This is a genomic window from Streptomyces sp. NPDC049837 (assembly GCF_040674455.1).
GTDB lineage: Bacteria > Actinomycetota > Actinomycetes > Streptomycetales > Streptomycetaceae > Streptomyces.
In genome coordinates, this window is the sequence record NZ_JBFAMP010000004.1 from 655,779 (window position 1) to 676,799 (window position 21,021).

A 21,021-nucleotide genomic window follows, 5' to 3' on the forward strand; every position below is an offset into this window, starting at 1 on the left:
ATGTCCCCCCGCCGCTCCGCCGACCGCAAGCCCGCGAAGTCCCGCCCCAACCCGCTGGACCGCGACGGCATCACGTACATCGACTACAAGGACACCGACCTGCTGCGGAAGTTCATCTCCGACCGCGGCAAGATCCGCAGCCGGCGCGTGACCCGCGTATCGGCGCAGCAGCAGCGCCAGCTCGCCCGCGCCATCAAGAACGCGCGGGAGATGGCCCTGCTGCCGTACTCCTCGTCGGCGCGCTGACACCCCGCACGTACGCACCCGCGGTACGAGGCCCTCCCTTCGGGAGGGCCTTTTCGCATGTCGTGGACGAAGGCGGGAGCCATTGGGTCCCTTCGTACGTCTCTACTGGCGTACGGGGGAGTAGCACGAGGGGCTGTAACCGAAGGAGCACCTGGCGTGCACGTGCATCTGCACGCGCATTCGCACGCGAGTCGGCGCTATGATCCCGATAGTTGACACCTGCATCATGTATCTCGGGGAGCGTCCTGTGCACCACGTGTACAACGGCATGGCGGCCACAGAGCTTCACGGCGTCGTATGGCAGAAGAGCAGGCACAGCAACTCACAGGGCTCGTGCGTGGAGTTCGCCAAGCTGCCCGGCGGGCATGTGGCGGTACGCAACTCCCGGCACCCCGACGGCCCGGCGCTGGTCTACACCCCGGCGGAGATAGAGGCCCTGCTGCTGGGCGTGAAGGACGGCGAGTTCGACCACCTGATAGCGGGCTGAGGCGCGCCCGCCCGCACACGAGTGCGGGCGCCGCCGGAGTGGCGGCGCCCAGCGGCGTACACGGTTCCTCGTCCGCGGTCCTCGGCTACGGTCCCTGCGGCGTGTCCGACAGGCGGAACAGCGCCCAGACCACCTTGCCGTGCAGCGTGCCGGCCAGCGGGTGCCAGCCCCAACTGTCGCTGAAGGACTCGACCAGGAAGAGCCCGCGCCCCGACTCCGCCGAGAAGTCCTCCTCCGACTCGCGCGTCGCGGGGCTGTCCGGACTGGGGTCGCGCACCGCGCACACCAGCCGGCTCGCCCAGCGCATCAGGTGCAGCCGTACGGGCGGGTCGTGCGGGCACTCCCGGGGCGTGTCGGCGGGCAGGGCGTGCCGGAGCGCGTTGGTGACGAGTTCGGACACCACCAGCGCGACATCGTCGAACCGGTCGGTGAGGTCCCACTGGGCGAGCGTCGTGCTGGTGAACTTCCGTGCCCCGCGCACCGCTTCATAGCGGGCGGGCAGTGCGCACGAGGCGGAACTGGAGACGGAAGCGGCATCGATCGGCGGAAGCCCCTGCCTTAAAGGCTCGAGCATGGTCGATCCATTCGTCCCCATGCGAGGCACTCCCGGGATTCGCGGCTGTGGTGCTACAACACGAACGACTACGCAGGTGCGCGGGGACCATGGTTCCGAATGCGACCATCTGATGCAAGGGCAGATGCACGTGCACGCGCCCGACCTGTCCACCCCCGTGCCGGTTCTTGGTCATATCTTCCACCCATGACTTTCACCGGCAGGACGCCGACGAGGCCCCCGATGAGTCAAGCCTTCGTCTTTCCGTAACCGGTCGAGTACGCGCTGAAGCGTTTTGGTGGCAGAATCCGCCGTCTCGGGGCTCGGGGGTGCTCCGTCGTACACATCAGCGATGGGGAGGGTTGGAGACGTGACCGCAAGTGAATCGAGCGGTTCCGTGGTGCGGCGCATCCTGCTGGGTTCGCAGTTGCGGCGGCTGCGTGAGTCGCGCGGCATCACCCGCGAAGCCGCCGGCTATTCGATCCGGGCGTCCGAATCCAAGATCAGCCGCATGGAGTTGGGCAGGGTGAGCTTCAAGGCCAGGGACATCGAGGACCTGCTCACGCTGTACGGAGTCACCGACGAGGCCGAGCGCGAGTCCCTCCTCGGTCTCGCCCGGGAGGCCAACGTCGCCGGGTGGTGGCACAGTTACGGCGACGTGCTGCCGGGCTGGTTCCAGACGTACATCGGCCTGGAGGGCGCCGCCTCCCTCATCCGCATCTACGAAGTGCAGTTCGTGCACGGCCTGTTGCAGACGGAGGCGTACGCGCACGCCGTCGTCGCCCGGGGCATGCCGGACGCCCCGCGTGCGGAGATCGACCGGCGCGTGGCGCTGCGGCTGGAGCGCCAGAAGGTGCTCGTCTCCGAGCGGGCACCGCGATTTCACGCCGTTCTCGACGAGGCCGCCCTGCGCCGCCCGTACGGCGACCGGGAGGTGATGCGCGACCAGCTCAAGCACCTGATCGAGGTCTCCGAGCAGCCCAACGTCACGCTCCAGATCATGCCCTTCAGCTTCGGTGGCCACGCGGGCGAGAGCGGGGCCTTCACCATGCTGAGCTTCCCCGAGTCCGACCTCTCCGACATCGTCTACCTGGAGCAGCTCACGAGCGCGCTCTACCTCGACAAGCGCGAGGAAGTGGCCCAGTACGAGCGGGTGATGGGGCGGCTGCATCAGGACAGCCCGGGCCCCGAGGAGAGCCGCGACCTTCTCCGAGGTCTCCTCCAACTCACGTGACCCGTCAGTAGGATGACGTCTCGTCATCAGCAGCACGGTGCGCGCCCTCGGGAAGGGATGGCATGTCCTACTTCACAGACCTGGCCCAGCAGTACATAGACGGTGAGTGGCGGGCCGGCGGCGGCTCGTGGGACATCATCGACTTCAATCCGTACAACGAGGAGAAGCTCGCCTCCATAACCGTGGCCACGGTCGACGAGATAGACCAGGCCTACAGGGCGGCCGAGCGGGCACAGCGCGCGTGGGCGGACACCAATCCGTACACGCGCCGCGCTGTTTTCGAGCGGGCGCTGCGGCTCATCGAGGAGCGCGAGGCCGAGATCACCGAGGCGATCATCGCCGAGCTCGGCGGTACGCGGACCAAGGCCGGGTTCGAGCTGCACCTGGCCAAGGAGTTCATGCGCGAGGCGATCCACCTCGCCCTGCGCCCCGAGGGCCGCATCCTGCCCTCGCCGGTCGACGGCAAGGAGAACCGCCTCTACCGGGTCCCGGTCGGGGTCGTCGGCGTCATCAGCCCGTTCAACTTCCCCTTCCTGCTGTCGATCAAGTCCGTCGCCCCGGCGCTCGCCCTCGGCAACGCGGTCGTCCTCAAGCCCCACCAGAACACGCCGATCCTCGGCGGCGCCCTGGTCGCGAAGATCTTCGAGGACGCGGGCCTGCCGGCCGGTCTGCTCAACGTCGTGATCACCGACATCGCCGAGATCGGCGACGCGCTGATCGAGCACCCGGTGCCCAAGGTCATCTCGTTCACCGGCTCCGACCGGGTCGGCAGGCACGTCGCCACCGTCTGCGCCGCCAACTTCAAGCGGTCCGTGCTGGAGCTGGGCGGCAACAGCGCGCTCATCGTGCTCGACGACGCGGACATCGACTACGCGGTCGACGCGGCCGTCTTCAGCCGGTTCGTGCACCAGGGGCAGGTCTGCATGGCCGCCAACCGGGTGCTCGTGGACCGTGCGGTGGAGCGGGAGTTCACCGAGAAGTTCGTCGCCAAGGTGCGCACCCTGAAGACCGGTGATCCGGCCGACCCCGCCACGCACATCGGCCCGCTCATCAACTCCTCCCAGGCCGAGGCGGTGACGACCCTCGTCGACCAGACCGTCGGCGCGGGCGCGACGGCACTCGTCCGGGGCGGCGCCGAGGGCAACGTCGTGGCACCGACCGTGCTGGCCGACCTGCCGGCCGACTCCCCGGTCCTGAGCCAGGAGATCTTCGGCCCGGTCGTCATGCTGATCCCCTTCGACGGGGAGGACGAGGCGGTACGGATCGCCAACGACACCCCGTACGGGCTCAGCGGCGCCGTGCACACCGGGGACGTCGAGCGCGGCGTACGGATCGCCCAGCGCATCCACACCGGGATGATCCACATCAATGACGGCACCGTCCACGACGAGCCGATCGTGCCGTTCGGCGGTGAGAAGCACTCGGGCGTCGGCCGGCTGAACGGCGAGGCGACGGTGGACGCCTTCACCACCTACAAGTGGATCTCGATCCAGCACGGCCGCAGCCGGTTCCCCTTTTAGGTTCCCCTGTTTCGGGTTCCCCCGGATGTCCATTTAGGACCGGGACTGACCTCAAGTGCCCGTAGCGTAGCCGGTGTCGAAAGAGCCCAGGAAGCCGGCGAAAGGCGGACGGTCATGGTCACCCTTGTTCCCGCGGAGGCACACGGCGACGAGCGCGGCGCGCTGCTGTCGTTCATCGAGGCGCAGCGCGACGCGCTGCGCCGCTCGCTCCACGGGCTGACCGACGAGCAGGCGGCGTCGCGGCCCAGCGCCAGCGAACTGTCGCTGGCCGGACTGGTCAAGCACGTCGCCGAGGTGGAGCTGAACTGGCTGCGGCTGGCACAGCAGAAGCCGAACGAGCGGCAGCGCAGCCGGGACACCTGGGACGAGGGTTTCCGGCTGGTGGGCGCGGAGTCGGTCCAGGGAGTGCTGGAGTTCTGGGACGGGGTGATCAAGGAGACGGAGGAATTCCTGCGCACCGTGCCGAGCCTGGACGACACCTTCCCGCTGCCCGAGGCGCCGTGGTTCCCGAAGGACGGCCGGGTCTCGATGCGCTGGATGGGGATGCACCTGGTGCAGGAGATGGCCCGGCACGCCGGGCACGCCGACATCATCCGGGAGTCGCTGGACGGGAAGACCTCGTTCGAGCTCATCGCCCTGGAGCAGGGCCGAGGGGACTGAACGGGGCGCTCCGGCCGGCGTCGAGCAGCTCTGCGTACCCTGGTCAAAATTGACCAGAAGGGTGCGTGAGGTGATGTCAGTGATCCGGCTGCTGGTCCTGGGGGCCGTGCGCCAGCACGGGCGGGCGCACGGCTACCAGGTCCGCAACGACCTGGAGTACTGGGGCGCGCACGAGTGGTCCAACGCCAAGCCCGGCTCGATCTACCACGCGCTCAAGCAGATGGCCAAGCAGGGGCTCCTGCGCGCCTACGAGACCGCGCCCAGCACGGCCGGCGGCCCGCCGCGCACCGAGTACGAGATCACCGACAAGGGCACCGAGGAGTACTTCGCGCTGCTGCGCGAGGCGCTGACGGCGTACGACCAGAAGATGGACGTCCTGTCGGCCGGGGTCGGCTTCATCGTCGACCTGCCGCGCGAGGAAGCCGTCGCGCTGCTGAAGCGGCGGATCGAGGGGCTGGAGCGGTGGCGGGCCGGCGTCACCGAGTACTACACGCCGGAGGACGGGCCGGAGGCGCTCGGTCACATCGGCGAGATCATGAACATGTGGGTGCACTCGGCCGACGCCGGTGCCGAGTGGACGCGCGGGCTGATCGAGCGCATCGAGAGCGGCGCCTACACGTTCGCGGACGAGGGCGAGCCCTTCGTGGGCGTGCTGGCGGAGGGCCAGGAGAACCCGTACGCGACGGGCGAGCCGGAGCCGGGGTCCGCGCGCTAGCCCGCTCTGGCTGTTCTGGCTGTTCCGGGTCCTCTGGGGCGCTTTGGGGCGCTCCTGGCTAATCAAGTTTGACTAATCCCCCGGCATGGCTTACCTTGCATGCGTAGTCAATTTTGACTACCGGGTTGGGAGGGTGCATGACGGACGCGATCGTCGTCGAGGGCGCGCGGAAGCGGTACGGCGAGAAGCAGGCCCTTGACGGGCTGGACCTGGTGGTCGGCCGGGGCACGGTCCACGGGGTCCTGGGGCCGAACGGCGCGGGCAAGACCACCACGGTCCGGGTGCTGGCCACGCTGCTGCGGCACGACGAGGGCCTGGTGCGGGTGGCCGGGTTCGACGTACGGACCCGCGCGGACGAGGTGCGGCGGCGGATCGGGCTGCTCGGGCAGCACGCGGCACTGGACGAGGGGCTCAGCGGGCGGCAGAACCTGGAGATGTTCGGCCGGCTCCACCACCTGGGCGCGCGGCGGGCGGGCGCCCGGGCGGACGAGCTGCTGGAGCGGTTCGGGCTCGCCGACACCGGCCGCAAGGCGGTCAAGCAGTACAGCGGCGGCATGCGGCGGCGGCTGGACCTGGCCGCCTCGCTGATCACCGAACCGGAGGTGCTGTTCCTGGACGAGCCGACGACCGGGCTCGACCCGCGCGGGCGGGCCGAGGTGTGGGACTCCGTCCGGTCGCTGGTGGGCGGCGGTACGACCGTCCTGCTCACCACGCAGTACCTGGAGGAGGCCGACCAACTGGCGGACCGGATCTCGGTCGTCGACCGGGGCCGGGTCATCGCCGACGGAACGGCGGACGAACTGAAGGGCAAGGTCGGCGGCGACCGGATCGACATCGTCGTACGCGATGCCCGGCACCTGGCCGCCGCGGCCGCCCTGGTGCCCGGCGCGGCCGACGTGGACGAGGACCGGCGGCTGGTCAGCGCCCCGGTCGAGGACCGGATGGCGGCGCTGACCCGGGTCGTACGGGACCTGGAGGCCGCCGGGATCGAGGCGGAGGACATCGCGGTGCGGCGGCCGACCCTGGACGAGGTCTTCCTGCACCTGACGGGCGGCGAGCAGAAGGAGGCGGTGGCCGTATGAGCGCGGACGTGAGCGTGGGCACGGGCGCGGGTACGAGCACGATCGGCATGGGCCGCATCGGGTGGGCGCTCGCCGACTCGTGGACCATCACCCGGCGCGAACTGGCCCACTGGGCCCGCGAACCGGTCCAGGTCGTCGTCGGGCTCGCCTTCCCGGTGATGATGCTGCTGATGTTCGGGTACCTCATCGGCGGCGGGCGCGGTGTCGAGGGCGACTACATCGACTACCTCATCCCCGGCATGTTCGCGCTGACCATGGCGTTCGGCCTGGAGGCGACCCTGCTGGCGGTCACGCAGGACCTCAACAAGGGCGTGATCGACCGCTTCCGGTCGATGCCCATGGCCAATGGCGCGGTGCTCGTGGGGCGTTCGGTCGCCGACATGCTCCAGTCGGTGCTCGGCCTGGCCGTGATGGTCGGCGCCGGGTACGCCATCGGCTGGCGGGCGCACGGCGGCTTCGGGGCCTTCCTGGTGGCCGTGGGGCTGCTGCTGTTGCTGCGGTTCGCGATGCTGTGGATCGGCATCCACCTCGCGATGGTGGCGGGCAGACCGGAACTGGTGCAGGCGGTGCAGATCCTCGTCTGGCCGGTCGGCTTCCTCTCCAACGCGTTCGCTGCACCCGGTGCGATGCCGGACTGGCTGGGCTCGGTGGTCGAGTGGAACCCGCTGTCGGCGACCGCGACGGCCGTCCGCGAACTGGTCGGCCCGCCGGGGATCGCGGACGCCGCGGATGCCGCCGGGGCGTCGTGGGCGGCCCAGCACGCGGAGCTGCTGGCGGTGGCGTGGCCGCTGGTGCTGCTCGCGGTGTTCTTCCCGCTGGCGGTGCGGAGGTTCGGGCGGCTGAGCCGCTGACGGGAGCGCGAGGTGCGCGGCGTATCCGGGTACGGGCCGGATACGCCGCACGCGTGCGTGCGCGCGGCTTCGCGTGGGGGTCCGCACACTGGTGACGGGCAAACGGGCTTGCACCTCACGTCGCGTGAGGGCTCAGGGTGGAGTGCGTACCGACACGAAGGGAGCGGAGAGCCATGAGCTACTCCGTGGGACAGGTCGCCGCTTTCGCCCATGTCACGGTGCGGACGCTGCACCACTACGACGAGATCGGACTGCTCTCCCCGAGCGGCCGCAGCCACGCGGGCCACCGGCGTTATGACGACGCCGACCTCGACCGGCTGCAGCAGATCCTGTTCTACCGGGAGCTGGGCTTCCCGCTCGACCAGGTCGCGGCCCTGCTCGACGACCCCGACGCGGACCCGCAGGAGCACCTGCGGCACCAGCACGAGCTGCTGACCACGCGGATCGCCGAGCTCCAGAAGATGGCCGAGGCCGTCGAGCACGCCATGGAGGCGAAGAAGATGGGCATCAACCTCACGCCCGAGGAGAAGTTCGAGGTGTTCGGGGACAACGACCCCGAGCAGTACGCGGAGGAGGTCGAGCAGCGCTGGGGCGACACCGAGGCATACCGGGAGTCCCAGCGCCGTACGGCCCGCTACACCAAGGCCGACTGGCAGCGCATGCAGGACCAGAACGCCGACTGGGGCGCCCGGTACCAGGCCCTGATGGAGGAGGGCGAGCCGCCGACGGGCGACCGGGCGATGGACCTCGCCGAGGAGCACCGGCAGCAGATCAACACGTGGTTCTACGAGTGCACCCACGAGTTCCACCGGTGCCTCGCGGACATGTACGTGTCCGATGAGCGGTTCACGGCGTTCTACGACGCCATGCGCCCGGGCATGGCGGAGCACCTCCGCTCCGCCATCCACGCCAACGCGGACCGCCACGCCTGACGGGACCGGTCCGGCTGGCGGCCGCCACTGTGGCGGCCGCCCCGCCTCCGTTGTGGGCAGTCATCCCGCTGGGGGTCCCCCTGGACGAAGTCCTTGGGGGAGGGACGGGTGGGCACAACGGGGCGGGGCGGTGCCTGCCGGTGGGTGGGGGCCGGCCGGGCCCCTCCGGGCTCGGCTCCTCGAGGCCGGCGGCCCTGCACGGCCCCGCCCCGGCCGTATGCCGGGTGCGGGCCCGCAGGGGGCGGTGGAACCGGTGGAGGGGCGGAAGCGTTGATAGCTTTGGGCAGCCGTCCCCGCCCACCGACCCAGGAGCCCCGGAACCCGTGAATACGCTTGCGCTCGGACCGAGCTGGCTGGACCCGGACTATCTCATCGAGACCTTCGGCCTCATCGGCGTCCTGGTCATCGTCTTCGCCGAGTCCGGACTGCTGATCGGTTTCTTCCTGCCCGGTGACTCGCTGCTGTTCACCACGGGTCTGCTGGTCACCACCGGCGTCCTCGACACACCGCTGTGGGTGGTGTGCACCCTGATCGTGCTGTCCGCGATCATCGGTGACCAGGTGGGTTACCTCTTCGGCCGCAAGGTCGGACCCGCCCTCTTCAAGCGCCCCGACTCCCGCCTGTTCAAGCAGGAGAACGTGGAGAAGGCCCATGAGTTCTTCGAGAAGCACGGGCCCAAGTCGCTGATCCTCGCCCGGTTCGTGCCGATCGTGCGGACGTTCACGCCGATCATCGCCGGTGTGAGCCGGATGAACTACCGCTCGTTCATCACCTTCAACGTCATCGGCGGCATCCTGTGGGGCGCCGGCGTGACGCTGCTGGGGGCGTCGCTGGGCAACGTCGACTTCGTACACGAGCACATCGAGGCCATCCTCATCCTCATCGTGCTGATCTCGGTCGTCCCGATCGTGATCGAGTACCTGCGGGCCCGCTCGCAGAGCAAGCAGAGCAAGCAGAGCAAGCAGGGCAAGCAGGACCCGGCCGTCGAGGACGGGACGCCGCCGGCCCAGCGCGGGCGGCACGCCAAGCGCTGACCCCCTCGTCAGGAGGAGGCCTTGTCCTCTCGGGCCTCCTCCTGGGCCTCCTCCCCCTCCGCGGCGGCCGTCGCCGAGCGGACCAGCGGCGACAGGGCCGTACCGAGCAGGGTCGCCGCGGCGATCGAGCTCAGCGCGATGCCCCAGCCGACCGGCCCCAGCGGTGTGCAGCCGAAGAACTGGCTGATGCCCGGGGTCTGGATGACGGCGGCCAGCACCGCCGCCGAGCCCAGGCTCGCGGCCAGCACGTTGCGGTCCAGGCCCCCCGTCGCGAGGGTCTGCGCCAACTGCGTACCCACGACCGCGGCCAGCGCCACCGTGCTCGCCCGCCTGCCGCGCCCGGTCAGGCGGGCCCCGGTCCAGGCCAGCCCGGCGCCGGTGGCCGTGATGGCGCCGCGCAGCAGCATCTCGTGGGTGAGCGCGCTGCCCAGCGAGCGGCTCGGGCCCTCCGCCAGGAGCCGCTTCGCGGTGTGGCCGGCCGGCTCGCGCACCGCGATGGCGAGTGACGGCGCCAGGTCGGTGAGCAGGTTGACCAGCATGATCTGGCGGGCGTTGAGCGGCGTGGCGCCGGTGAGCGTGGAGACCAGCACGCTGAAGGTGACCTCGCCGAGGTTGCCGCCGATGAGGATGCCCAGCGCGGCCCGCACCGAGGCCCACATGGAGCGGCCCTCCATCAGCGCCGAGACGATCGTCTCCAGCCGGTCGTCGCCCACCACCAGGTCCGCGGCGGCCGTCGCGGACGGGGTGCCGCGCCGCCCGAGCGCGATGCCGATGTCGGCCAGCCGGATGGCGGGCGCGTCGTTGGCGCCGTCGCCGGTCATGGCCACGACCCGGCCGATGCGCTGGTAAGCCTGGACGATCCGGACCTTGTGGTGCGGGCTGCACCGGGCGATGACGTCCACGGTCGGGAGCAGCTCGTCCAGCTCGTCGTCGTCCAGCTCGTCCAGCTCGGCGCCCGTGCAGACCTTCGGGTCGGTGACGTCGCTGATGGTGGACGCGATGGCGTCGGCGGTGGCCGGGTGGTCACCGGTGAGCATCACGGTGTGCACGCCCGCCGCCCGCAGCCGCGCGGTCGCCGGGGCGGCGCCCGCCCGTACCGGGTCGGCCAGCGTGACGAAGCCCAGGAACACCAGGTCCCGCACGCTCTCGTCGGTGAGGTCCTCGCCGGGGTCCATCCGCCGCTCCGCCACCGCCAGCACCCGCCGCCCGGCGCCCGCGAGCTCCTCCGCCTCGGCGTTGAGCCGCGTGAGCCCCGCCTCGTCGAGCCCGGCCGCCCGGCCCCCGGGCGTACGGTGCCGGGCGCAGCGGTCCAGGACGTTCTCGGGCGCGCCCTTCACGCTGAGCAGCAGGCCGTGCGTGGTCTGCCCCGACGTGGCGTGGTAGGCGCGGGACGGCTCGAACGGCAGCGTGTCCAGCCGCCGCCACCGCGCCGCCCCGTGCCGTACCGACACCTTGGCACTGCGCGCCCCGGCCGTCACCGCGCGGTCGGTCTGGTGGGCCATGGGCTCGGCCTGCCGGGCGGGCGGGGTGGCCCGTAGCGCGGCGGCGAGGATGTCCTTGCGTACGCCGTCCAACTGGTCCAGCGGCAGGGCGCCGTCCCCGTCGCTGACCGCCGCGAGCTGGAGCTTGCCCTCCGTGAGGGTGCCCGTCTTGTCGAAGCACAGCACGTCGGCGCGGCCCAGCGCCTCGATGGTGCGCGGGTTGCGGACCAGCGCGCCCACGTCGGCGAGGCGCCGGGCGGCGGCGAGCTGGGCGGCGTTGACCAGGAAGGGCAGCCCCTCCGGTACGGAGGCGACGGCGAGGTTCACGGCGGAGGCGAGGTTGTCGGCGAGCGGCCGCCCGTGCAGCAGGCCCGACGCGGCGACCGCGCTGGCCGACCCGATCGCGATGGGCAGGCTGGACCGGGTGAGCGAGGCGAGCCGGGCCTCCACACCGGTCTCCGGAGCGGCCTGCCGCGCGGTGGCGAGGCTGCGCCCGACCTCGGTGCTCGAACCGGTCGCCACGACCACGGCCACGCCCCGCCCGGAGGAGACGGTGGTGCCCTCGTAGACCATCGAGCGGCGGCCGGTGATGTCGGTGGCGACCACCGGCGCCGGGTCCTTGTGGACCGCGAGGGACTCGCCGGTCAGCGACGACTCGTCGACCTCCAGCCCCTCCGCCTCCAGCAGCCGGCAGTCCGCCGGTACGACGTCCTCGGGCCGCAGTAGCACGATGTCGCCCTCCACCAGGTCGCCGGCCGTGACCAGCCGCTCCCGGCCGCCGCGGCGGACGCGCGCGCCGATCGCGGAGCGGCGGAACAGCTCCTCCAGGGCCCGCTCGGTGCGTACCCGCTGGAAGCCGCCGATGAGGGCGGACGTGCCGGTGATGGCGGCCACGAGCCCGGCGTCGGTGCGCGAGCCCACGGCGGTGGCGAGGGCGGCGCCACCGGCGAGGACGGGGGTCAGGGGGTTGGCCAGCTCCTCGATGAAGGCGGACGGCAGGGTGAGGCGGGCGGGCTCGTTGCCGCCACCGGGGCCTCCGCTGCGGGCGGCCGCCTCTTCGCCGGTCAGGCCGTCGGGGGTGGTGCGCAGCCGCTCCAGCACCCGGTCGGTGGGCATCAGGTGCCAGGGCACCGTGGTCACGGGCGGGGCGAGGGGGCGGGCCAGGAGCTGCCGGGCGCGCCAGGTGCCGAGGCAGAAGGCGAGCGCCCCGGCGGTGGTGCCGGCCGCCATGCCCCGCGCGGTCGCCTGCGGGGAGCGGGCGCGCAGCGCGGCGACGGCGCCGACACCGCTGCCGCCGGCCGCGAGCACGGCACTGTCCCGGTCGACCCGGGCCGCCATGCCGACGGCGTCCACGATGATCCCGGCCGATTCGAGGTCGGCGCCGACGATGAGGTGGGCGCCCCAGGCCGGCGGCTCGCCCTCCCGGTGCACGCCGACGCCGCAGTCGGCCACGCCCAGCGCCCGCCGGTTGCCGGACACCAGCAGGATCACCGCGCCGTCGGCCTGGAGGCCGCGTACGGAGGCGACCAGGCGCCCGCCCGCCGGGACGACCGCGTCGGCGAACGTGAACGCGGGGGCCTCCCGGTCGGTGGCCAGCACCACCCGGGCGCCTGCCCGGCGGGCCGCCGCCGCGACCGCCTCGGCGCCCGGCGCGGTCTGCGTGGCCAGCCCGGCCACGGCCTGCAACCGCCGTCCACGGGCCAGGCCGAGCGTCTTCTCGCTGCCCCGGCGCAGCAGCCGTGCCTCGGCCTGCCGCCCGGTGCGGCCGGTCAGCTCCAGCTCGTCGAGCGGCCCGAGGACCCAGCCGTCGTCGTCGCGGGCGGTCCGCAGGGGCGCGTCCGAGTCGAACAGGGTGAACAGCCGCTGGGCCGTGAGCTCCGGGTCGGCGCCGCTGAGCAGCTCCAGGTCCACCGGCTCGTACCGGTCGCTGCGCAGCGCGTCCTCCTCCAGGACCACGGTGTCCACCTGCCCGAGCCGCCGCAGCGCGCCCCGGTCCATGGTGACGACGCCCCGCAGCGCCAGGGCCCGGCCCAGACGGGTGGCGAAGCCCTCCCGGCCGGCCTCCGGGGCCTTCGGCACGGCGGACAGGGCGACCGCCAGCCCCTTGCGGGGCCCGGCGAACGGGACGGTCAGGGCGCCGGCCGTCAGGCCCGCCGCCATGGCGCGCTCGGCGTACCGGTCGGTGGCGTCCTTGGGCGGCGGACCGGCGCGGTCCACGACGATCGGCTCGGCCGAGGCGTCGTCCGGCCCGGCGACGAGCGAGGGCTCGGCCTCGTTCCACGCGGCGCGTTCCGCGGTGGCCTCGCGCCACTGGGAGACCCGTTCGAGGGCGTCCAGGGCGATGCCTCCGCCACGGGTGGCGACGCCCTGGGCGAGGGCGCTGACGACCGGCAGCACGGACTCGGCCTGCTCGGTGCTGCTCAGCTCGGCGACCAGGTGGCGCAGCTTGGGGTGGTGCTGGAGCGCCCCGGCGAGCGCCGCGACCTCGGGCGGCAGCCGGAGCCACGGGGCCAACTGGCGTACGGAGGCGATGGCGAGCCCCACGGTGTCGGCGGCCAGCGCGGGCACCGACTGGCGGGTCCTGGGGCCCTCGCAGGGGTGGTGCGGTTCGGGGCACCACTCGTCGAACTCGTCGACGTGCGCGGCGAGCTGCCCCTCCGCCCGCTCGACCAGGGCGACCAGCTCGCGGTCGGACGGCGGGGTCGGGGCCACGGCCACCACGACGCGCTCCGACGGCGCGTTCACCCGGGCCCACAGCACGCGGGGGTGGCCCTCCAGGGCGCGCTCGATGCGCCGGGCGACCCGTTCGCCGCCCGCGCCGTGGACGCCGTGCACCTCGATGTAGCAGCGCCCCGGCCGCCACCAGACGCCGCGCTGCGGCAGTCCCATGAGCTGTGCGGCCACATCGGCGGCGCCGCGCACGCCGGCCGCGACCCCGTACGTCACGCCGGACGCTATCGGCCCGAGCAGTTGCAGCGGTGACATGGATTGATGCCTCCGGTCCGTTGTCCCGTCGATTCAGCCGTACCGGAATGGATACCCTGAAATGTAGACAACCCGCCCATACCACATCCATGGATGTGAGATCTGTGGCCACCTCTTCGACACCCCGCAAGCGCACGACAAAGACCACGACCAAGACCACGAAGGCAGCGGCCACCAAGCAGGCTGCCCAGCCGCGCAAGGAAGCCGCCAAGGAGCCGGACCGGGCCCAGGCCCCGTCCTCGTCCTCGGACGGGCAGCGCACGGTCAGCTTCACCGTCCCGTCCCTCGACAAGGTCGCCAGCAACGCGGCCAACGCGGCACTGCTGCCGGTGGCGGCGGCCCGCCAGGTGCTCCCCGCCAAGGGCGGCCTGCCGCTCTACCTCGGCCTCGGTGTCCTGGGCGCCGCCGACATCATCGAATGGCCGGTCGCCATCGGCATCGGCGTCGGCTACGCGGTCCTCCGCCGCGGCGGCCTCATGTCCGGCCCCCGCCCGGGCGCCACGGCCTGACTCCGTTGTCGGCAGGGTCCCGCTCCCGTTGCGGGGCGGGGTCCCCTCCCGCTGGGGCACGCCGCCCCCTCCGCCTCCGTTGTGGGCAGTCGTCCCGCCGTGGCACGGCACCTCCCGCCTCCGTTGTGGGCAGTCGTTCCGCTGGGGGTCCCCCCCTGGACGAAGTCCTTGGGGGAGGGACGGGTGGGCACAACGGACCGGGGCGGTGCCTGTTCCCGGTGACCCGCGGGGCGGTGCGGACGCCCCCGGTGGGTGGGGGGGCGGGGCCCCTCCGGGCTCGCCTCCTCGCGGCCGGCGGCCTTGGGCGCTGGTAAAGGGAGCCCGGCCGTCGCCGCCAGCCTCTGCGGGGGCGACCCTGCACGGCCCCACCCCGGTCGTCTGCCGGGTGCGGGCGGGGGATGGGCGCCTGAAGGGCCCGGTGCCGCACCGCACCGCCGGGGAACCGGGGCGCGGCGCCCCGTCAGAAGCCCCTTGTCCGCTTCGCCGCGCGGCGCGCCGCCGCCGAGCCCGGCGCGCGGATGAACATGCGCGCCATCTCGCCGCCGAGGTTCACCCCGATCGCGATGGCCAGCGCCAGCGCCGCCGCCCGCGCCAGCGACGTGAAGCCCGCGTCCATGTTGTTCTGGGCGATGTTCAGCACCCCGAGGTACGTGGCGCTACCGGGCAGCAGCGGCCCGATCGCCGCCGTCACGTACGGCAGCGACGAGGTGTGCTCGTACCGGGCCATCAACTGCCCGAACAGGCCCACAAGCCCGGCCGCCACCGCCGTCGCCATCACGGTGGAGCCGTCCGCCGTGACGGCTATCGACGCGTAGACCACCCACGCCACCGCCCCGTTCAGCGCCACGAACAGCACCGTGGAACGTTCCTGCTGGAGCAGGATGGCGAACGTCACCGACAGCAGCACCGCCGCCAGGATCTGGATCACCGGCCGCTCGACCGCGTTCAGGACGCCCTCGGGGTTGAGCTTGGCGCCGAGCTGGACGCCCCCGTACAGGACGGAGAGCACGCCCACCACGATGGCGACGAAGAAGTACCCGACCTCCAGCAGGCGTGCTGAGGCGGTGATGTAGAAGCCGGTGAGGCCGTCCTGCACGGCGGCCACCAGCGCCCGTCCCGGGATCAGGGCGAACAGCCCACCGGTGATCACCGCGTTCGGCTGGAGCCCGGCGTGCAGCAGGCTCACCAGCACGCCCAGCGCGGCCGGCGGCACCGCGGCCACCGCGAACTGGTAGAACTCCGGCAGCCCGCGCCCCGCGCAGAACCAGGCCAGCCGGTCGCCCAGCATCGCGCCCGCCGCCGCGATCAGGAACACGGCCATGTCGCCGCCCAGCAGCATCGACGCGGCGCCCGCGAGCCCGCCCGCCGCCACCGTCAGGACCCAGCCGGGGTACGGGTGCCGGTTGCGCCGGATCTCCGCGAGGCGCCGGTACGCCTCCTCCAGGGAGACCTCGTAGTCGTCGGCGTTGATGTCGGCGACCAGCGTGTAGACCGCGGACAGCCGGTTGTAGTCGGTGCCGCGCCGCCGCACGGTCCGGTTCGCCGTCACCGGGTCGTCCACCAGCGAGGGCTGGTACGTGATCGACAGCAGCGTGAAGGTCACCGTCGGCTCGCAGCGGTCGAGCCCGTACGAGCGGCAGATCGCGAACATCGCCGCCTCGACGTCCTCGGCGCCCTCGCCGCCCGCGAGCAGCAGCTCGCCGATACGCAGCGTGAGGTCCAGCACGCGCGGCACGGCGGGCCCCGTGTCGCCCTGCTTCTGCACCGACTCCGGCACCGGCCGCTCGCTCACCGGCATCCGCAGCATGGTGCGCATCCGGTCCTGCCACGGCGCGTCCTTGGACAGCCGTATCGCCGGGAACCCCTCGGCGGGCGTGAACGCCGGCGGGGACTCCTTCGCCGAGTACGTGGAGGGCGGCGCGAACGCCGACCCCTCCGGCTCGGCGGGCGCCTCGGGCGTCAGCCCTGGGGGGAGGGCGAACTCCGACGTCGTCTGCTGGTCCTCCTCGGTGCCGGAGGGCTGCCCCACGCCCGGCGGCGGCGTGAAGGCGCTGTGTGCCTCATCGGACTGAGGCTTACGGTCCTCGGGACCGTCCGTCTCCGGCGCCACTGTGCTCGTCCTCACTCCCATCCGACCCGTCTGCCCAGTATGGGCGTGCCAATGGGCCGGTACGACAACGGGCGGTGCGCCCATGAGGGTGCACCGCCCGTCGTACGGAGAAACGGGGGCTCAGTGAGCGCCGCCCTGCGCCTCCAGGCGCTTGATGGAGGCCTCGATCTCGGCCTCGGCCTCGGCGCGGCCGACCCAGTTCGCGCCCTCGACGGACTTGCCGGGCTCCAGGTCCTTGTACACCTCGAAGAAGTGCTGGATCTCCAGGCGGTCGAACTCGGACACGTGGTGGATGTCGCGCAGGTGCTCCATGCGCGGGTCGGAGGCCGGGACGCACAGCAGCTTGTCGTCGCCGCCCGCCTCGTCCGTCATCCGGAACATGCCGATGGCCCGGCACTTCACCAGCACACCGGGGAAGGTCGGCTCGTCCAGGATGACCAGCGCGTCCAGCGGGTCGCCGTCCTCGCCCAGGGTGCCCTCGACGAAGCCGTAGTCGGCCGGGTAGACGGTCGACGTGAAGAGGTGGCGGTCCAGTCGGATACGACCGGTCTCGTGGTCCACCTCGTACTTGTTCCGCGACCCCTTCGGGATCTCGATGGTGACGTCGAACTCCACGGGTGGCTCCTCCAAGATCAACACAAAATCGGGGGTGCCGTGCTCACGGCACAGCTCAGTGGTTAAGTGTCCCTCACGCAACTCTGTGCTCGCGAAAGGGGCTGGTCAGCCGTGCTGGAGCCGAAGGTGGTGCAGCTCACCGCGGGCTCCGCCGTACTCGGCCTCGTCCTGGCGGCCGGGGTGGTGACCCTGGCCGGGCCCTGGGACTCGGGTCAGCGTACGGCCGAGCGGGCCAGAGCCGCCGCCCAGGCCCGCACAGGTGGCGCACATCACGGCGCGACCGGCCCGGAACGCGCCGCCCCGAGGCCGCCCGCCCCGGCCCCCAGCGCCCCCGGCGTCCTCACCGCGCTCACCGCCCCGCGCACGAAGGCCGCCCCGAAGTCCGGGCTCGGTTCCCTGGCGGCCACCCTGGACCCGCTGCTCGCCGACCCGGGGCTCGGCCCGCTGCGCTCGGCGTCCGTCGTCGACCTGACGACGGGCAAGCAGGTGTACGGCAACGGGGCCGGCGTACCGATGACCCCGGCCTCCACCATCAAGATCGCCACCACGGCCGCCGCCCTCGCCGCCCTCGGCCCCGACCACCGCATCCCCACCGCGGCCGTCGCCACCCCGGACGCCCGCCACGTCACGCTCGTCGGCGGCGGCGACCCCACCCTCGACCCCGTCCGGCTGCGCGCCCTGGCCGCCGACACCGCCCGCGCCCTGCGGGCCCGCCGCGTCACCACCGTCACGCTCACCTACGACACCTCCCGGTACACCGGCCCCGAGCGCCACCCGATCGGCGTCAACGACAACATCGCCCCGGTCACGGCCCTGATGACCAATGAAGGGCGCCTTGACGGGTCGGCCGGCGGACCCGCCCCGCGCACCGCCGACCCGGCCGGGGACACCGCCCGCGCTTTCGCCGCCCTGCTCGCCGAGCACGGCGTCGTCACCGGAAAACCCCCGGCACGCGCGCGTGCCCCCAAGAAGGCCGTCCCCCTCGCCAAGACCTGGTCCGAGCCGCTGTCCGCCCTCGTCGAGCGCACCCTGACCCACAGCGACAACGACCTCGCCGAGGCCCTCGCCCGCCAGACCGCGATCGCCTCCGGCCACCCCGCGAGCTTCGCCGGCGCCGAGCGCGCCGTCCGCGAGCGGCTGCGCGACCTGGGCGTACCGCTCGCCGGGGCCAGGTTCGCCGACGGCAGCGGCCTGGACCGGGGCGACCGGATCTCCGCCGCCCTCCTCACCGCGCTGCTCGCCCGCGCGGCCGACCCCGCCCGCCCCGAACTGCGCCCCGTCCTCACCGGCCTGCCCGTGGGCGGCTTCAGCGGCACCCTGGAGGACCGTTTCGGCGACGGCTCCCCGGGCGCGGCGGGCGCCGGACTGGTCCGGGCCAAGACCGGCACCCTCACCGGCGTCAACACCCTGGCCGGCACCGTGGTGACGGCGGACGGCCGGCTGCTCGCCTTCGCGTTCCTGGCGGGCCGGACCCCGTCCCCGTACACCGCCCAGCCCGCCCTGGACCGCCTCGCCACCGCGCTGCTTCCCCAGGTGCCGCACTGAGCCGACCGGAGCCGCACCCTGACCCGATCGGGCACCGAGCACGTACGGTTGACGCATGACGAGCATCGGTGGTGCCGAGATGGTCGACTGGAACCTCGCGGTCGCGACCGCGACCCGACTGGTACGCCCCGGGCCCGAGGTGAGCCGCGACGAGGCCCGCGCGGTCGTCGCCGAACTGCGGCGGCACGCCAAGGCGTCGGAGGAGCACGTCCGGTCCTTCACCCGGATGATCCCCGAGGGCCACGAACCGGAGGACACCCCTGTCCTGGTCGTCGACCGGGCCGGCTGGATCAGGGCGAACGTCGCCGGTTTCCGCGAGCTGCTCAAGCCGTTGCTGGAGAAGATGCAGGAGCGCCGCTCCGGCACCCCGGGCGGCGCCGTGCTCGGCGCGGTCGGCGGCAAGGTGACCGGCGTGGAGCTGGGCATGCTGCTGTCGTTCCTGGCCTCCAGGGTCCTAGGGCAGTACGAGACGTTCGCCCCCGCCACCCGGGAGCTCCCGGCCGGCGAGAACGGCGGCGGCCGGCTCCTGCTCGTCGCGCCGAACATCGTCCACGTGGAGCGGGAGCTCGACGTCGCCCCGCACGACTTCCGGCTCTGGGTGGCCCTGCACGAGGAGACCCACCGCACCCAGTTCACGGCCGTGCCGTGGCTGCGCGACCACCTCCAGGGCGAGATCCAGTCATTCCTCGGCGCGACCGACATGGACCCCATGACCGTCCTGGAGCGGCTGCGCGAGGCCGCCCAGGCCCTCACCGGCGCCCGGCCCGAGGGCGAGGAGGAGGGCGGCCGCTCGCTCGTCGAGCTCGTCCAGACCCCCGAGCAGCGGGAGATCCTCGGCCGCCTCACCGCCGTGATGTCGCTGCTCGAAGGGCACGCGGACTACGTGATGGACGGCGTCGGCCCGCAGGTCGTGCCGTCGGTGGCGGAGATCCGGGAGAAGTTCCAGCAGCGCAGGGCGCGCGGCGCCTCGCGCCTGGACCAGGCGCTGCGCAAGCTCCTGGGCCTGGACGCCAAACTGCGCCAGTACCGGGACGGCGAGCGGTTCGTCCGCGCGGTGGTCGACGAGGTCGGCATGGCCGGCTTCAACCGGGTGTGGACCTCTCCGAACACCCTCCCCACCAAGGCGGAGATCGCCAAACCGGCGGACTGGGTCGCGAGGGTGCACCGTAAAGCAGAATGAGGAGTCCATTCCGGCCGACGGCAGAAGAACGCCCCTCCAATCACCCATCCGAGGGACCGTGGGCAATGGGTAGGCGTGCGATGCTCGGGTAACGGCCGAGTTCTGTCACCATCGACGCACTCTGAGTGACCGAACCCCCCGCTCCGGCCGTTAAGACTCCGACCGAGGCACCCCCCAACTTCACACGAAGGGCACCGGACATGGGTCCCCATCCTGCGGTCGCGGCGATACGCCTGGCGGTCCGCCGCGTACTCCACGACGTCATCACCGAGCACACCACCCCCGCGCAGCCCGCTGCCGGAACAACCGAAGACTCCGTCACCGGCGGGCGCCCGCAGCCCCCGCTCGTCCTGGTGGCCTGTTCCGGCGGCGCCGACTCCATGGCGCTCGCCTCCGCCCTCGCCTTCGAGGCCCGCAAGCTCGCCGTCCGCGCCGGCGGCATCACCGTCGACCACGGCCTCCAGCCCGGCTCCGACCTCCGCGCCGCCGAGGTCGCGGCCCGCCTCACCGCGATGAACCTCGACCCGGTGGAGGCCATCGCCGTGTCCGTCGGCCGCGACGGCGGCCCGGAGGCGGCCGCCCGCGACGCCCGGTACGCCGCGCTGGACGAGGCCGCCGAGCGCCTCGGCGCCGCCGCCGTCCTGCTCGGCCACACCCGCGACGACCAGGCCGAGACCGTGCTGCTCGGCCTCGCCCGAGGCTCCGGCATCCGCTCCCTGTCCGGCATGGCCGCCGTCTCCGGCACCGGCGACCGCTACCGGCGCCCGTTCCTCCAGCTCGACCGGCAGACCGCCCGCAAGGCCTGCATGGTCCAGTCGCTGCCCGTCTGGGACGACCCGATGAACGCCGACCCGGCCTACACCCGGTCCCGGCTGCGCCACGAGGGCCTGCCCGCCCTGGAGAAGTCGCTCGGCAAGGGCGTCGTCGAGGCCCTCGCCCGGACGGCCGGCCTGTGCCGCGACGACGCCGACGCCCTGGACGCCTGGGCCGCCGACGCCGACCCCACCGTGCGGGACGAGGCGGGCCTGCTGGAGTGCGCCAAGCTGTACGCCCTGCCGCCCGCCGTCCGCCGCCGCGTGCTGCGCCGCGCGGCCATCGCCGAGGGTGCCCCCGCCGGCTCCCTGTTCGCCCGGCACGTCGAGGAACTGGACAAGCTGATCACGAGCTGGCGGGGCCAGGGCGCCATCAATCTGCCCGGCCGCGTCGTCGCACGCCGCCAGGGTGGCAGACTGGTCATCCGGCAAGGCTGACGCAGGCTGCAACGAAAGTGACCCGGGTGAAC

18 protein-coding genes are annotated in these 21,021 nt (G+C 72.7%); 14 read left to right on the forward strand and 4 right to left on the reverse strand.

The window, feature by feature from the left end; genetic code table 11:
* Window positions 1-246 carry a 30S ribosomal protein S18 gene (gene rpsR, locus AB0J57_RS14515; protein ID WP_366128422.1) on the forward strand — a complete coding sequence of 82 codons (246 nt, stop codon included), beginning with the start codon at window positions 1-3 and terminating at the stop codon, window positions 244-246.
* Window positions 247-493: 247 nt separating this feature from the next.
* Entirely contained in the window at window positions 494-733 is a 240-nt protein-coding gene (locus AB0J57_RS14520) for a DUF397 domain-containing protein (protein WP_351821188.1), read from the forward strand.
* 85 nt (window positions 734-818) lie between these two features.
* On the opposite strand, the gene AB0J57_RS14525 is transcribed toward AB0J57_RS14520, so the two are convergent.
* The gene (locus AB0J57_RS14525) at window positions 819-1,328 is read right to left on the reverse strand and encodes an ATP-binding protein (protein WP_366128423.1); all 510 of its coding nucleotides are present in this window, start codon (window positions 1,326-1,328) and stop codon (window positions 819-821) included.
* Between the two features lie 310 nt (window positions 1,329-1,638).
* Between AB0J57_RS14525 and AB0J57_RS14530 the strand changes: the two genes are divergently transcribed.
* The 8 genes from AB0J57_RS14530 (at window position 1,639) to AB0J57_RS14565 (ending at window position 9,314) form a co-directional block, all read left to right on the forward strand.
* Window positions 1,639-2,520, forward strand: a complete 882-nt coding sequence (locus AB0J57_RS14530; protein ID WP_366128424.1) for a helix-turn-helix transcriptional regulator — start codon at window positions 1,639-1,641, stop codon at window positions 2,518-2,520.
* 62 nt (window positions 2,521-2,582) lie between these two features.
* Window positions 2,583-4,040, forward strand: coding sequence for an aldehyde dehydrogenase family protein (locus tag AB0J57_RS14535; RefSeq protein ID WP_366128425.1), 1,458 nt, complete (start codon window positions 2,583-2,585; stop codon window positions 4,038-4,040).
* A gap of 114 nt (window positions 4,041-4,154) precedes the next feature.
* The gene (locus AB0J57_RS14540; protein ID WP_366128426.1) at window positions 4,155-4,700 is read left to right on the forward strand and encodes a DinB family protein; all 546 of its coding nucleotides are present in this window, start codon (window positions 4,155-4,157) and stop codon (window positions 4,698-4,700) included.
* Window positions 4,701-4,773: 73 nt separating this feature from the next.
* Window positions 4,774-5,415 carry a PadR family transcriptional regulator gene (locus tag AB0J57_RS14545; RefSeq protein ID WP_366128427.1) on the forward strand — a complete coding sequence of 214 codons (642 nt, stop codon included), beginning with the start codon at window positions 4,774-4,776 and terminating at the stop codon, window positions 5,413-5,415.
* Window positions 5,416-5,552: 137 nt separating this feature from the next.
* Complete coding sequence (locus AB0J57_RS14550) at window positions 5,553-6,497, forward strand: ATP-binding cassette domain-containing protein (protein ID WP_366128428.1); 945 nt, start codon at window positions 5,553-5,555, stop codon at window positions 6,495-6,497.
* Window positions 6,494-7,348 carry an ABC transporter permease gene (locus AB0J57_RS14555; RefSeq protein WP_366128429.1) on the forward strand — a complete coding sequence of 285 codons (855 nt, stop codon included), beginning with the start codon at window positions 6,494-6,496 and terminating at the stop codon, window positions 7,346-7,348. Before AB0J57_RS14550 ends, AB0J57_RS14555 begins: the two co-directional genes overlap by 4 nt.
* A gap of 173 nt (window positions 7,349-7,521) precedes the next feature.
* Entirely contained in the window at window positions 7,522-8,280 is a 759-nt protein-coding gene (locus AB0J57_RS14560; protein WP_366128430.1) for a MerR family transcriptional regulator, read from the forward strand.
* Window positions 8,281-8,603: 323 nt separating this feature from the next.
* The gene (locus tag AB0J57_RS14565) at window positions 8,604-9,314 is read left to right on the forward strand and encodes a VTT domain-containing protein (RefSeq protein ID WP_366128431.1); all 711 of its coding nucleotides are present in this window, start codon (window positions 8,604-8,606) and stop codon (window positions 9,312-9,314) included.
* 8 nt (window positions 9,315-9,322) lie between these two features.
* Here AB0J57_RS14565 and AB0J57_RS14570 read toward each other — a convergent pair whose 3' ends face one another.
* Window positions 9,323-13,780, reverse strand: coding sequence for a cation-transporting P-type ATPase (locus AB0J57_RS14570; protein ID WP_366128432.1), 4,458 nt, complete (start codon window positions 13,778-13,780; stop codon window positions 9,323-9,325).
* Window positions 13,781-13,884: 104 nt separating this feature from the next.
* Here AB0J57_RS14570 and AB0J57_RS14575 point away from each other — a divergent pair, with 104 nt between their 5' ends.
* Complete coding sequence (locus AB0J57_RS14575; protein WP_366128433.1) at window positions 13,885-14,289, forward strand: hypothetical protein; 405 nt, start codon at window positions 13,885-13,887, stop codon at window positions 14,287-14,289.
* Window positions 14,290-14,749: 460 nt separating this feature from the next.
* On the opposite strand, the gene AB0J57_RS14580 is transcribed toward AB0J57_RS14575, so the two are convergent.
* Both AB0J57_RS14580 and AB0J57_RS14585 read right to left on the reverse strand, forming a co-directional pair.
* Entirely contained in the window at window positions 14,750-16,399 is a 1,650-nt protein-coding gene (locus AB0J57_RS14580; protein ID WP_366128434.1) for a threonine/serine exporter family protein, read from the reverse strand.
* A 120-nt stretch (window positions 16,400-16,519) separates the two neighbouring features.
* On the reverse strand, window positions 16,520-17,014 hold the full coding sequence (locus AB0J57_RS14585) for an inorganic diphosphatase (RefSeq protein WP_031077398.1): 495 nt from the start codon (window positions 17,012-17,014) through the stop codon (window positions 16,520-16,522).
* 111 nt (window positions 17,015-17,125) lie between these two features.
* Between AB0J57_RS14585 and dacB the strand changes: the two genes are divergently transcribed.
* The 3 genes from dacB (at window position 17,126) to tilS (ending at window position 20,989) form a co-directional block, all read left to right on the forward strand.
* Window positions 17,126-18,559 carry a D-alanyl-D-alanine carboxypeptidase/D-alanyl-D-alanine-endopeptidase gene (gene dacB, locus AB0J57_RS14590; RefSeq protein ID WP_366128435.1) on the forward strand — a complete coding sequence of 478 codons (1,434 nt, stop codon included), beginning with the start codon at window positions 17,126-17,128 and terminating at the stop codon, window positions 18,557-18,559.
* A 55-nt stretch (window positions 18,560-18,614) separates the two neighbouring features.
* Window positions 18,615-19,739, forward strand: a complete 1,125-nt coding sequence (locus AB0J57_RS14595) for a zinc-dependent metalloprotease (RefSeq protein WP_366128436.1) — start codon at window positions 18,615-18,617, stop codon at window positions 19,737-19,739.
* 200 nt (window positions 19,740-19,939) lie between these two features.
* A complete protein-coding gene (gene tilS / locus AB0J57_RS14600) occupies window positions 19,940-20,989 on the forward strand; it encodes a tRNA lysidine(34) synthetase TilS (RefSeq protein ID WP_366128437.1) in 1,050 nt (349 codons plus the stop codon).
* The last annotated feature ends 32 nt before the right edge of the window (window positions 20,990-21,021 follow it).